The sequence below is a fragment of the Laceyella sacchari genome (assembly GCF_024927925.1).
Classification (GTDB): domain Bacteria; phylum Bacillota; class Bacilli; order Thermoactinomycetales; family Thermoactinomycetaceae; genus Laceyella; species Laceyella sacchari.
Map to the genome: position 1 here is coordinate 54970 of NZ_CP103866.1, position 12062 is coordinate 67031.

Consider the following 12062-nt stretch of genomic DNA (forward strand, 5'->3'; position numbering starts at 1 on the left):
TTAACTCCGATTTGGGGTAAAACGGCTTTTTTGTTGCACACAGCTACACTCAGGGTTGTGAAAGAGTGGAAATCGCTTCTCGTACCGCATCGACGAAGGTGTGGAAGCGTGGAGTGGGCCGTTTACGCCCTGCAAGCCCGCTTCCTTGGAAAAAGGTGCGGCGGAGTCCGCTGGTCAACTCCAGTTGCACCCCTTGCTTGCGCCGACCGCGGTTGACGATGTTCTCCGGTTCTTTTCCGCCCAGGCGGGGAGGGGGATCGATAGCGGTGAATCCTTGCTGGGCCAGGCATTTTTTTATTTGTTGCCGCCACGTTTCATCCAATCCGCCTACATACACCTTTTCCTCGTTTCCTGCCGCTCCGTGCAGGGTGAGAATCCGTTCACACTGGCCCGCCAACAGGATAGCCAAGGGCTCATCAAAGCGAGTGGATGTCAGGTGCAGACAGTGGTTGCCCCGTGGTTTGTCACCACTGAACAGATAACAACTCCAGTCTCTGCCGGCGATTGCTAGGGCCAACTCACTCGTTCCTGTTTCGATTCCGCCGCCATGGATGGCAAACACGCCGAGTTGAGGCGAACGGACATGAAGGTGAATGGAGTAATCTTTTCCCACTTGTTCATGGCGGGATAAATCCTTGTAATTGACATAACGATCTTTCATGACTCGCTCCTTTTAAGCAGGATTGTTCACCGGACTTCCGGCGTTTTCCCCGTTCAAAGACGGAAACCGCCGTTAATTCTAGATGGAGAAGGATAAACTAAGATAGATACAAGAGATCAGACAACCAGAAAAGGGGATAGGTGAACCGCCTGGCTTAGAACAGAACATGTAGAACTCTCATTCCCCCTACTGGTCAAATCGTAATATTTACGATTTACAAGTTTGACAGCTGGGGCTATAATGAGTAGTAGAATCTTATGAAACGAAATCAATCTATTGTAGGTGATTAGAAGTGAACAAAGGGTTGATTTTTCTTGCGGCAATATTGCTGCTGTTGACTGGGTGCCAGCCAGGTAATGCCGCAAATCCATCAAGCAACGACCCCGGCAAATTACAAGTATATACCAGTTTATTTCCGTTTGAGGATTTTGCAAAAAAAATTGGTGGCGACCATGTGCAAGTTACCAACTTGATTCCGCCTGGCGTAGAGTCACATGATTTTGAATTGACGGCAAGGGACATGACTGCCCTCAGCCATGCTGACTTGTTTATTTACAATGGTGCTGGCATGGAAGCGTGGGCTGAAAAGGCCGCAAAAAATTTGGATACCAAGCGGACATTGGTGGTGGAGACGACCAAGAAGCTGCCTCTGTTGAAAAGAGAAGAGCATGGTGATCAACATCATGGGAAAGACCACGGTGATCAGCACGACCATGGCGACATCGATCCGCATGCCTGGTTGGATCCTGCTTTAGCCAAAAAACAAGCGGAAGCGATCCGTGATGCGTTGATTAAGAAAGATGCCAAGCATGCAGCGGATTACCGCAAAAACTTTGAACAAGTGGCGGCGGAGTTGGACAAACTGGACAATGAGTTTCAATCCATGGTCAAACAAGCGCCGAAGAAAGAGTTTGCCGTTTCCCACGCCGCTTTTGGATATTTGGCGCATCGTTATGGCTTGAAGCAGATGGCGATCAGTGGATTGTCTCCCTCCGATGAACCGAGCCCGCAAGAATTGAAGCGCATCATTGAAGAAGTACGTGAACATGACATTCAGGTGATCTTGTTTGAGACCCTGGTAAGTAGTAAAATTGCGGAAGTGGTAAAACGGGAGGTCAAAGCGGAAGCGCTTGTCCTCAACCCATTGGAAGGTTTAACAGAGGAGGAAAAGGCCCAAGGCATGGATTATTTCCAAGTGATGCGTAAGAATAAGGAGCATCTTGCCAAAGCGCTGGGCGTGACCCAATGAAAGAACATGTGATTGAGATTAAAAATCTGCATTTTTCATATGAAGAGCAACCGGTTTTGGACGGGATCAATCTGGTGCTTGACCGCGGGCAATTCCTTGGCTTGGTGGGCCCCAACGGCTCTGGCAAATCGACGCTGATCAAATGCGTATTGGGCATGTTGAAGCCGGAGCGCGGGGAGATTCGCCTATTTGGCCAGCCTGTGCGCCATGCCCGATTGGGAGGCCGTATCGGCTATGTGTCACAAAAGGCGAACAGTTTCAATCTGGGCTTTCCGGCTACGGTCAAAGAAGTGGTCGCTTCCGGTTTGTACGGGCAACTTGGACTGCTGCGCCGGATGGGTCGTTCAGAATGGAGGAAGGTGGATCAAGCGATTGCCAAGGTTGGGCTTAGTGCGTTCCGTGACCGCAATATTGGCAAGCTATCGGGCGGACAACAACAACGGGCATTTATCGCCAGAGCTTTGGTGGCCGATCCCGATCTGCTTATTTTGGATGAGCCAACGGTGGGGGTAGACGCAAAGTCGACCGAACAATTTTATGCGTTGTTGACGGAGTTGCATCGCCATCATGGCTTGACGTTGCTCTTGGTCACGCATGACATCGGCGTGTTGTCCACTTCTGTAGATCAAGTCGCCTGTTTAAATAAGCGTTTGTTTTTCCACGGTGACCCGGACGAATTTGCCCAACGGGAACAGGAGATTTTGACTCAAGCCTATGGGCATGACATACAAGTCGTCAGTCACCATCACCATTAAGACAGAGTGAGATGGGAGGGAGGCGCCATGTTTTGGGGCGCCCTTTCGTATGTTTGATTTGCTGATCCAATATGAGTGGATGAGAAATGCCCTGTACGCGGGCGTAATTATCGGTTTTATTTCACCCTTGGTGGGGGTGTATTTGGTGGTGCGCCGCCTATCCCTCATTGCTGATGCGTTGGCGCATGTTACGTTATCGGGTGTGGCGGCCGGTTTGCTGTTGCAAAAAGAAATCGCCTGGTTCCAAGGGGTAAATCCCCTATACACGGGCATGTTTTTTTCTTTGGCGGGATCGATGTTTGTTGAGAAGGTGCGCAGTTTATATCGATCTTATCAGGAGCTTGCCATTCCGATTCTTTTGTCTGGGGGGATCGGTCTGGGAGTGGTGCTGATCAGCGCGGCTGACGGATTTAATGTGGATATTGCGGGCTATTTGTTTGGTAGCATCCTGGCCGTGGATGAGGGCGAGTTAACCCTGATCGCGGGGATCGGCGTACTGGTTGTCTTGTTTTTCCTCTTTTTTTACAAAGAGATGTTCGCTTTATCTTTTGATGAGGAGCATGCCGTGTTGACGGGGATTTCGCGCAAAATCATCAATCTGTTGTTCATGCTGGTCGTAGCGCTGGTGATCGCCGCTTCGATCCGTGTGGTGGGGATTTTGCTGGTGTCGGCCCTGATGACGATCCCTGTCGCCGCCAGCCTGCAATTTACCAACAGCTTCCGCCAGACATTGATCTGGTCTGTAGTCTTCTCCCAATTGGCCGTGTTCAGCGGGTTATTCGCCGCATATTATCTCGACTGGGCCTCTGGGGGAACGATTGTCCTCGTTTCGGTGGCGATTTTGTTGCTGATCTTGGCAGTGAAGAGAATCGTTCGCATTTTCCGTCGCAACCCAGTATCATAGAAAAGTAAGGACCAGGCGATATAGGAGCGATAGCGATGGATATCAAACAAGCGCTTAATCTGTTGAAACAAAACGGATACAAGTATACCGGCAAGCGGGAAATGATGGTGCAGCTCTTCTTTGAAGAAGGACGTTACTTGACGGCCAAAGAAGTTTTGGATTTGATGCAGAAAGATTATCCAGGTCTTAGCTTTGATACTGTGTATCGTAACTTGGCCTTGTTTGAGCAGTTGGGGATTGTCGAAGGGACGGAATGGAATGGCGAGCGGCGCTATCGCATTCATTGCGGGGGCGATTCGCACCATCACCATATCATATGCACTGAATGCGGTCGCACGCGCGCGATTGAACTCTGTCCCATGAAGGCGATTTTTGGCCAACCGGAGAATTTTGAGATCACCGGCCACAAGTTTGAGATATATGGCATATGCGTGGAGTGCAAAGAATACGAGAAAAATGCGTAACATCTGGTTCCATACGGCTGATCGCCCTGCTTTCCCGGGCCGGGAAACGAACAAACGCAATCGACGCATGATTGAGGCATGTCCACCCTTGTCGAGGGGAGCGGCATGTTTTTTTTACGTCTGGTATGTATCCGTTCTTTCCTCCGGCAAATTGTTCTTGGTGAAAAGGAAAAAGGTAACCATTGTAGAAATTAACAATTCGCCCTGGTGGACGCAAAGGTCATGGCACGGTGAATATTTCCAGGGAAATAAACATAATGGCTTGGCAAACGCTTGGTATCTGAATATTCGGATCGAGGTGGCCGGAGATGAAAATAAAGGAACATATGGAAGGAAAGCGGTTGTTGCAAGCCTGCGATTATGTGATGGATTATGGGAAACAGGTTGCTGACCAGGTTGCTTGTGCGATTTTAGGCCAGTCGCATTATCTGTCGCGCCTTGATAACAACCAGATTGTGCAACATGTACGCAAACGTGAGTTGCAATTGGTCGTGCGGGTGATATTGGATGGCCGGTTGGGCATGGCCTCTTGCAATCAGTTGGATGAGGACACCCTGCGGATGACGGTGGAACATGCGGTGCGATTGAGTCAATATGCGGATGTTCAGCACTTGCGGACGAGCTTCGTCAAGCCGGAGCCGATCCCTCAAATCATCGGCTTTGACGAGGCGACAGAGCAAGTGTCACCGTTGGAAATGGCCAAAAAGGTGTATGTCATTGCGGAAGCGGCGAAAGCGAAGGGATTGATCGGCGCCGGTTCTTGCCAGGTCTCCATCCAAGATCATGCCGTTGTGAACTCAAAGGGCGTCCGTCTTTATGGACGGCGTAGCAAAGCGGAATTGCATGCGGTTGTGACCGGGGAATCCGGCTCGGGATACGACTCGGACACCAAGCGTTCTTTCTATGAGCTGGAGGCGGAGCGTGTGGCGGAAACAGCCAGAAACAAGTGCTTGGCGAGCCGTCATCCAATCGTGGTGCAGCCGGGGACGTATCAAGTATTGCTGGAACCCAAAGCGGTGGCCGATCTGGTGACCAATTGGGCTTGCTACAGCTTTAACCCCGTTCTTTATCATGAAGGACGCAGCTTCGCTTCTACGCGTATGGGTGAACCGTATTTGTCTCCACTGTTGACCATCAAGGAAAATCCACTGGACGAGACGGGGTTGCCTTTTCCTTTCGATTGGGAAGGGCAGGCGAGGCGGCCTGTCACCTTGGTTGACCGGGGCAGAATTAGCGGCATGGTCTACGACGATTGGACGGCGCGGAAAGTGGGAACCCAGTCAACGGGCAGCGCTGTATTTCCCCTTGAAGATATGCGGGGAGTGGCACCTTCTTTCTTGGAAGTCGAAGCCGGGACCTGCTCATATGAAGAGTTGATTAAACGCATGGACAAAGGAATCGTGGTGACTCGATTCGATTATTTGGCCACTGTCCATCCCAAAGAGACGGTCATGACGGGAATCACCCGGGACGGCACCTTCCTCGTTGAAAAGGGAAAAGTGGTGGCGCCAATCAAGGACTTGTGCATGAGGGAGAGCGTCGTTCAAGCTTTGCAACGGATTGTGGCAGTAGGACGAGAAAGCCGAATGATCAGCCATGCGCGGGGATATTGCCGCACGCCCGCGCTTTTGATCGACCGGTTTAGGTTTACTGATACGGCTGATCACTGATGGAGTCGGGAGACCTGACAAGGTTCCATGTGTTATAATCGCCGCAGAGGTGAATAGCGCATTGGAACATGAACATTGGATGGATGAAGCATTGCAGGAAGCCAAAAAAGCTGAAGCGATTGGGGAAGTCCCGATTGGGGCGGTTATTGTCAAAGATGGGGAAGTGATTGGCAGAGGTTACAACTTGCGCGAGACGCAACACGATCCCACCGCCCATGCAGAGATGATTGCCATTCGTCAAGCGGCGGAGCACGTGGGAGGGTGGCGACTGAATGACTGTGATCTCTATGTTACGTTGGAACCGTGTCCCATGTGTGCGGGGGCGATTCTGCAAGCACGCATCAGACGGGTGATATATGGAACGGAGGACCCCAAAGCGGGTTGTGCCGGTACGTTGATGAATATATTGACGGATGGACGGTTTAACCACCAGACAGAAGTGATCTCAGGCATAAGGAAAGATGCTTGCGGCGCCATTCTGACCGAATTTTTTCGGGCGCTCCGCCGGCGGAACAAAGAGAGAAAGCGACAACGGCAACAGGAAACCTCTTAAGCGGAACAAGAGGTTTCCTGTTTTTCAGTTTGTGGGAATCAATAATGTTAGATTATTCGGATGATTCGTGTATAATGTGTTTGCGTCTGTATGTGAGGAGGTGGATAAGCATGCAAAGGAGGATGGATTGGTTGTGGCTTATTGCCGTTGTCCTCGCAGTTCCGCTCGCGGGCGAATACAATGTGCATCCATTTCAAGATGATTATCGGGTGAGCATGAGCATTCCTATTTATTTTTTCGCCATCTTGTGGATTCGACGGTATTCCCCGTTGACGATTGGGCTGGCGGTCTCCATAGCCGTCGTGGCCTGGCGGAGCGGATTGCATGCTTGGTTTTATGGCGGAGTGGATTTGGATGTGTTCCTCGGTGACTACATGCCGTCTTTTTCCTACTATTTGACATACGCAGCTCTTTTGCATTGGGTGCGGGTGCGGGATTACCACGACCAACCCTTTGTCATTTTATTGATCGGCTTCGGCACTGAAGTGATGAGCGGCATGGTTGAATTGATGTTGCGCAAGCAATTTGGCCCCGCGGAATTCGAACTGAGGCGATTCACTTACCTGTGGATCATTGCTATGATTCGCAACCTGACTGTGATCGGTGTGTACGCGATGATTATGTTTAAGCGGGAACGGCAGGAGAAACAGCAAAAATTGATGATGCTGGCCGGTTTGTACGAAGAGGCGCATTACATGGACAAGTTGCTTGACCAAGCCAAACAGGTGTCTCATGACGTCAAGCAAGTGCAACAACTGTTGCAGGACGGGAATGCGGACCGGGATGAGATGATCCAGCAATTGCGACAGATTTGCGTGCAATGCCACGAAATCCACAAGCATTTGGAAGTGATTGAAGTGGGGTTATCCCGCTTGATGAAACGGGAGCATGTGCCAGATGAAGTAAATGTGCATGAACTGTTGGAGATTGTTTTCTTGGCGGGGCGCAACTATGCGAGCGGAAAGGGCGGAGGATTGAGTTTATGCGCCATGTCTATGGGGAACATCCCCTTTATCCGACCAACATGATGCTGTCCATATTAACCAATCTTGTCAGCAACGCGGTTGAAGCGATTGAGCGGAGCGGGGTGATTAAAATCACCGCCATCTATGACAAAGATTGGGTACATTTTCAAGTGTGGGACAATGGGCCTGGCATCCGCCAACCGGTGGAGCGGGTGTTTGTTGAGGGCTACACGACCAAATGGGATGAACAAGGGAAACAATCGACGGGCATCGGCTTATTTCATGTAAAGGGCCTGGTTGAAGAAGCCGGGGGTGAAGTGAAGGTGTGGAGCGACCAGCAAAAACGGGAAACCGAATTCACCGTCTCCCTGCCCCTCCCCCTGCGTCGTCCGGAACGAAAGGAGGAGAACCATGCGCATTTACATTGTGGATGACGATGAGGCTGTTCGCTTGATGCTGACCGATCTGATTGAGGACTATGATCTGGGTGAAGTGGTGGGAGAAGCGGATGACGGGAAAGCGATTTCGACAGAGTTGATGATTAACAAGAGAGTGGATGTCTTGATTATTGATTACATCATGTCGGGGCGCGATGGTTTGGAAACGGTGGAGCGGTTGAATGCCGACGGATTTGACGGCAAGATCGTGATGATCTCCCAAGACCATCATATCGAGAGTATCTCGTTGACCAAAGACGAGATTTATTACCATTTTGAAAAGCCGCTGAACCGCCTGAAAGTGCAACGGGTCTTGAAAAACATCAAACGGGAGTTGGAATACGAAAACAAGCTGAAGAGCATCTACCAAATCATGTCCTCTTCGGAAGCCCCCGCGCCCCAAGCCGCATCCAGCGCAGTGGAACGATTGCAGCGCGCAGGCAAGACGATTTTGACCGAGCTGGGCATCTGGGATGAGAGTGGAAGGGCCGATTTGATGGAAGCCCTATTGACCCTCCATGAGCGGGAACAGAGCGATCCTGGACACGAATTGCCGCAACTTAAAGAAATATGCCAAGCGCCGGTGATGAAGCGGATGGGAACGCAGGTGACGGAAGAGGAATTGCGCAAATTGGAAAAGTCTGTGCGGCAACGCATGCGGCGCGCCATCCGGGTGGCTTTTGGCAATCTGGCGGCGACGGCGGTGCATCAAGGATATGCGCATGAGCATGTGGTTCGGTATAGCGGGTTTTTCGGTGGGGCTGAACTGAGCAAGATGGTTCAGCATATGCGCCAAAACCAAGAGTACCATGTGCGGCTGGATACGCGAAAGTTTCTGATCGCCTTTTTATGAATTGGCCAAAGAGGACAGCCAATGATTATCCGTATCCTGCTTAGTTTCTCTCGCCCTTTTTACAAAAAAGGGCATTTTTTTTGCCAACCCCTTGATTCTTTTTGAAGTTTTTTGAAGTGCACCAGTTACGATAAGGATACATTCCGGAAAAGGGGTGGATAAGATGGGAATCCTTACGCAATTGGTGCAATGGGTGCTGGGGTTGGGCATTGGGATGTTGGGATTGCAGATGATGGATGAGGCGCAAGGCCACGCCGCATCGTCGCCGCTGGAGGCGCTGTTGTTTCAATTCTTGTCCGTCGTGTTTCCCGTCGTTTGGATGAGTGCCGTCGTGTGGTTTACCCGCCCCACGATAAACAAAAGATTGCGCCGCATTCGTCACGCCGTCATTTTGGGGTTGCAACTCCTGGTGATCATCGCCATCTTGATTGGTTGTGCCATTCCTAAGACAGTGGACACGTTTGACCGATGGGAACCGATGTCCAAGGCGCAACCGCAGATGCAGGAATATGATAAGCCACTGAGAAAAAGGGGTTAGAGCGGAGAAGGGCTCGCATCGGCTCTTCTTTGTTTTTGTGTAGACGGGCAAAGGAAAAGTGGGAGCGAAGGCTTGATTTTTTTTGGCATTTCGATATAATATATTAGTGTTAGTGTTTAACTTATGGAGAGATGTCCGAGTGGTTGAAGGAGGCGGTCTCGAAAACCGTTGTGCGGGGTAACCCGTACCGTGGGTTCGAATCCCACTCTCTCCGCCAAACTTGAGTGTTAAGGGCGTTATTTTAAACGTGTGCATCACGTTAAATTTAACGTAAACCGCGTGCAGGCGTTACTAATTTCCGTGTGCATAACCGGAAAGGGGTAACGCTTTTTATTATGCCTAAAAAGCCAATATTAGAACGCCGTGGGAAGACGCACATTAAAGAGCGTAAGGTTAGTAAATAGCGCAGTTGTTATGGATTTAACGTTTAAGGAAGCCCTTGCGTTATTTGTACGGGCTAAGGAAGCCGAAGGAATGCGGGCGCGAACGATACATGACTACCGCAAACACATCGAATGGCTAACTAGGTATTTAAGCGAACACCATCCAGACGTTAAGGTTATACGGCAATTAACGGCAGACGTTATCCGCGCTTATGTAGCGTATTTGAAAAACGAACGCAAGCCGTACCAAGGCGCGGGCAAAAGGGAACGGCAGACAAAGGGCCTATCCGTTAACACGATTAACATTCGATCAGCCTGAAAATAGGTAGCACTGCCCAAAAATTTACGGGGCAAAAAACAAAATTAAACTAACAGTGCCCAAACCGGGCAGGAGTGTTTTATGTGATTGAAAATGGGTTGGTAAAAGTTGAACAAACGGTTAAGGAGGCAGCAGAAAAGATTGAGGATGAGAAGGAACGGACTGTATTGGAATGTATCTTGGATGGAGAGCGAATAGGGATGATTGCTCATCATGTAGGATTATCCTGGCAAAAGGTAAACGAGATAAAGAGGAAGATTCTTAAAAAGATGGCTTGGGAAATTTATTGTGATGGGATTACGTAATTAGCATTCAGTCGATGTTACTTTTTAAAGTAGCATCGTTTGCTTATATACTTTAAGTTTCAGAAGCTGATTCACTAACACAATAAGTACATTGGCAAGTGTTTCTGTTGATATTAGGGGGATTAAATGTGTATGTTTTTTGAAATGAAATTGATAAAACTACAAATATATACAATCATATGAAAAATATTTGTAAAAATTCGTTGTTACTTTTGTAACGATTCGTTTTTACTATTGATAAAAAATAACTAAAAGTGATAGGAGATAAATATGAAAAAGAAGTTAATCCATTTTATATTAACAACCACTTTAACGGTAACTAGTGCATTTGGATTTGGTTCCATTGGTACATATGCTGCTGAGGGGCAACAACAGGAGTTAATAGAAAAAAATTTAACTAATTATAATGTATTAGATGGAAGCAAGCTTGTAGGGAACGAACCATCACCAAAAGAAAAATTAAATCAAGAACAAATTAGTTCCAAATATAATCTTCAGGATGTTAAAAATTTGCCTGAAGGATCGAATGTCATTAAATTTGATAAACTGGAAGACCTGCAAAAATTTCTGGAAATGGTTAATCGTGATGCCCAAATAGAAGACATCCAAGAACAACCTGTTACAAGAGGATATGGAACTCGACAGGTTAGATACCAAAGATTTGGATTTGGAAAGATTGGGTTGTGGGCTGATATTAAATGGAACTCTAGTAAAACGATTACCAGTTGTGATGCTTGGACTACACTGACGGGAATTACTTTTGCGGTTGATTGGCAAGAAAACGGAAAAGCAACAAAATGTGAAAAAGTTTCTCGTAACTCCACTATGATTAAGGGTCAAGGACAAGCTTCTTGGGTTTTGTTTTTTGAAGGAGCAGGGAAATTATATACTCAAACAGTAAATATGCATTACAAATATACTGTAAAGTGAGAGTGAAATAATGTTTTCAATTGGTACGATGATATGGCAAATTATAGCGTTTGCTGTTGTGATTAGTGTTGTATTTTTGCTTGTTCGTTTGTTGATAAAGAAGAGACGTGGCTAAGGTTTAAATATATCTAGTTAACAGATCTGACAAAACGGACAAAATGGACAAGCTATACATTTGTTGTATCAGCTTATAGTTACCTGCTAAAATAGGGGTATGCGAGTTTTATAGGAGGCTTCCTCCTTTTTGGTGAGCTACGGCTCGCCTTTTTTTATGCAATCGATTCATAAAAGATTAAATCATGTAGAACGAGTAAGTGCAGAAGTTAGTGGTGGGCTTGATTCTACTACTCTTGCTCTCGTGGCGGCTGATAAGCTGAAGGAAAGTAAGCGTAATTTAATTGGAATTACTTTAAAAGGTCTCTCACCACATGAGTTTGAAGATGTTAATTTAGCAATGGAATCCTGCCAAAGCCGAGACAATATTTATCATCTGATATTGGAACCTGGTGAGTATCCTCTCCCTTATGAATCAATGGACGAAGTTTCACTAACGGATGAACCAATTATCTTTTTAACAACATATGGATGGATTAACTCTCTTATAGAAAAAGCTTGTTCATTTAGTTCAGAATTGCATATAAGTGGAGATGGTGGAGATAACGTTCTTACTGACAGGAGATTTGTATTCCTGTGGTATAGGCTTTAATTCACGATTTTCTTTCATCTAGCAATTACCCCTCATGGGTATTAACCTTTTACGTTCACAATAGTTTAATTTAGTTTTAAACCATAGGACACTTATCTGTCAATTTTTAATAAATGTATTATTTCAAACTACTTTTAATATAATGTTAAAAGGTTGGCCTATGGCTAGCCTTTATTATAGTCATTTTTTTATGTAGGTAATTACGATGAATAAAAAAATTATTTATCAAGATATGAAAAATCCTTGGATTTAAACTTCCAAGGTTTTTTGTTGAGTGGCTGGACTACGTTGTTTTTGTATTCTGTTCCTTTAGTTTCTTTTCTTTTATTGATACTAATATTTGTGGCAATCACCGTTAATATCCCAGTTA

General features: G+C 47.2%; 15 protein-coding genes and 1 tRNA gene. 15 read left to right on the forward strand and 1 reads right to left on the reverse strand.

The window, feature by feature from the left end; genetic code table 11:
* Positions 1 to 49 precede the first annotated feature (49 nt).
* A complete protein-coding gene (locus tag NYR52_RS00235) occupies positions 50 to 661 on the reverse strand; it encodes a poly-gamma-glutamate hydrolase family protein (RefSeq protein ID WP_259436074.1) in 612 nt (203 codons plus the stop codon).
* A gap of 292 nt (positions 662 to 953) precedes the next feature.
* Here NYR52_RS00235 and NYR52_RS00240 point away from each other — a divergent pair, with 292 nt between their 5' ends.
* The 15 genes from NYR52_RS00240 (at position 954) to NYR52_RS00310 (ending at position 11692) form a co-directional block, all read left to right on the forward strand.
* Positions 954 to 1910 (forward strand): metal ABC transporter substrate-binding protein, encoded by a 957-nt coding sequence (locus tag NYR52_RS00240; protein WP_132221922.1) that lies wholly within the window; start codon positions 954 to 956, stop codon positions 1908 to 1910.
* Positions 1907 to 2665 (forward strand): metal ABC transporter ATP-binding protein, encoded by a 759-nt coding sequence (locus NYR52_RS00245; RefSeq protein WP_132221924.1) that lies wholly within the window; start codon positions 1907 to 1909, stop codon positions 2663 to 2665. Before NYR52_RS00240 ends, NYR52_RS00245 begins: the two co-directional genes overlap by 4 nt.
* A gap of 49 nt (positions 2666 to 2714) precedes the next feature.
* Entirely contained in the window at positions 2715 to 3569 is an 855-nt protein-coding gene (locus tag NYR52_RS00250; protein ID WP_132221926.1) for a metal ABC transporter permease, read from the forward strand.
* A 35-nt stretch (positions 3570 to 3604) separates the two neighbouring features.
* The gene (locus NYR52_RS00255; protein WP_022738588.1) at positions 3605 to 4033 is read left to right on the forward strand and encodes a Fur family transcriptional regulator; all 429 of its coding nucleotides are present in this window, start codon (positions 3605 to 3607) and stop codon (positions 4031 to 4033) included.
* Positions 4034 to 4341: 308 nt separating this feature from the next.
* Positions 4342 to 5703 carry a TldD/PmbA family protein gene (locus NYR52_RS00260; RefSeq protein WP_132221928.1) on the forward strand — a complete coding sequence of 454 codons (1362 nt, stop codon included), beginning with the start codon at positions 4342 to 4344 and terminating at the stop codon, positions 5701 to 5703.
* 61 nt (positions 5704 to 5764) lie between these two features.
* Positions 5765 to 6256, forward strand: coding sequence for a tRNA adenosine(34) deaminase TadA (gene tadA, locus NYR52_RS00265; RefSeq protein WP_259436075.1), 492 nt, complete (start codon positions 5765 to 5767; stop codon positions 6254 to 6256).
* A gap of 110 nt (positions 6257 to 6366) precedes the next feature.
* Positions 6367 to 7284 carry a hypothetical protein gene (locus NYR52_RS00270; protein WP_259436076.1) on the forward strand — a complete coding sequence of 306 codons (918 nt, stop codon included), beginning with the start codon at positions 6367 to 6369 and terminating at the stop codon, positions 7282 to 7284.
* Positions 7239 to 7655: an ATP-binding protein gene (locus tag NYR52_RS00275; protein ID WP_259436077.1), complete on the forward strand. Its 417-nt coding sequence runs from the start codon at positions 7239 to 7241 to the stop codon at positions 7653 to 7655. Before NYR52_RS00270 ends, NYR52_RS00275 begins: the two co-directional genes overlap by 46 nt.
* Positions 7633 to 8511, forward strand: coding sequence for a DNA-binding domain-containing protein (locus NYR52_RS00280; RefSeq protein ID WP_259436078.1), 879 nt, complete (start codon positions 7633 to 7635; stop codon positions 8509 to 8511). The genes NYR52_RS00275 and NYR52_RS00280 overlap by 23 nt, the downstream gene beginning before the upstream one ends.
* Before the next feature lie 163 nt (positions 8512 to 8674).
* Positions 8675 to 9049, forward strand: a complete 375-nt coding sequence (locus NYR52_RS00285) for a hypothetical protein (protein ID WP_022738581.1) — start codon at positions 8675 to 8677, stop codon at positions 9047 to 9049.
* 125 nt (positions 9050 to 9174) lie between these two features.
* Positions 9175 to 9266: transfer RNA gene (locus NYR52_RS00290), tRNA-Ser, on the forward strand.
* A gap of 257 nt (positions 9267 to 9523) precedes the next feature.
* Positions 9524 to 9751 carry a hypothetical protein gene (locus NYR52_RS00295; RefSeq protein ID WP_158283329.1) on the forward strand — a complete coding sequence of 76 codons (228 nt, stop codon included), beginning with the start codon at positions 9524 to 9526 and terminating at the stop codon, positions 9749 to 9751.
* Positions 9752 to 9834: 83 nt separating this feature from the next.
* Complete coding sequence (locus NYR52_RS00300) at positions 9835 to 10056, forward strand: LuxR C-terminal-related transcriptional regulator (RefSeq protein ID WP_158283330.1); 222 nt, start codon at positions 9835 to 9837, stop codon at positions 10054 to 10056.
* Between the two features lie 270 nt (positions 10057 to 10326).
* Positions 10327 to 10986, forward strand: coding sequence for a hypothetical protein (locus NYR52_RS00305; protein WP_259436079.1), 660 nt, complete (start codon positions 10327 to 10329; stop codon positions 10984 to 10986).
* Positions 10987 to 11233: 247 nt separating this feature from the next.
* The gene (locus tag NYR52_RS00310) at positions 11234 to 11692 is read left to right on the forward strand and encodes an asparagine synthase-related protein (RefSeq protein WP_246026928.1); all 459 of its coding nucleotides are present in this window, start codon (positions 11234 to 11236) and stop codon (positions 11690 to 11692) included.
* Positions 11693 to 12062 lie beyond the last annotated feature (370 nt).

Coding starts and splice junctions, on each gene's coding strand:
- NYR52_RS00295 (WP_158283329.1), top strand. CDS start 9,524: ATGCGGGCGCGAACGATACATGACTACCGCAAACACATCGAATGGCTA.
- NYR52_RS00255 (WP_022738588.1), top strand. CDS start 3,605: ATGGATATCAAACAAGCGCTTAATCTGTTGAAACAAAACGGATACAAG.
- NYR52_RS00260 (WP_132221928.1), top strand. CDS start 4,342: ATGAAAATAAAGGAACATATGGAAGGAAAGCGGTTGTTGCAAGCCTGC.
- NYR52_RS00285 (WP_022738581.1), top strand. CDS start 8,675: ATGGGAATCCTTACGCAATTGGTGCAATGGGTGCTGGGGTTGGGCATT.
- NYR52_RS00250 (WP_132221926.1), top strand. CDS start 2,715: ATGTTTGATTTGCTGATCCAATATGAGTGGATGAGAAATGCCCTGTAC.
- NYR52_RS00275 (WP_259436077.1), top strand. CDS start 7,239: ATGCGCCATGTCTATGGGGAACATCCCCTTTATCCGACCAACATGATG.
- NYR52_RS00270 (WP_259436076.1), top strand. CDS start 6,367: ATGCAAAGGAGGATGGATTGGTTGTGGCTTATTGCCGTTGTCCTCGCA.
- NYR52_RS00280 (WP_259436078.1), top strand. CDS start 7,633: ATGCGCATTTACATTGTGGATGACGATGAGGCTGTTCGCTTGATGCTG.
- NYR52_RS00245 (WP_132221924.1), top strand. CDS start 1,907: ATGAAAGAACATGTGATTGAGATTAAAAATCTGCATTTTTCATATGAA.
- NYR52_RS00305 (WP_259436079.1), top strand. CDS start 10,327: ATGAAAAAGAAGTTAATCCATTTTATATTAACAACCACTTTAACGGTA.
- NYR52_RS00235 (WP_259436074.1), bottom strand. CDS start 661: ATGAAAGATCGTTATGTCAATTACAAGGATTTATCCCGCCATGAACAA.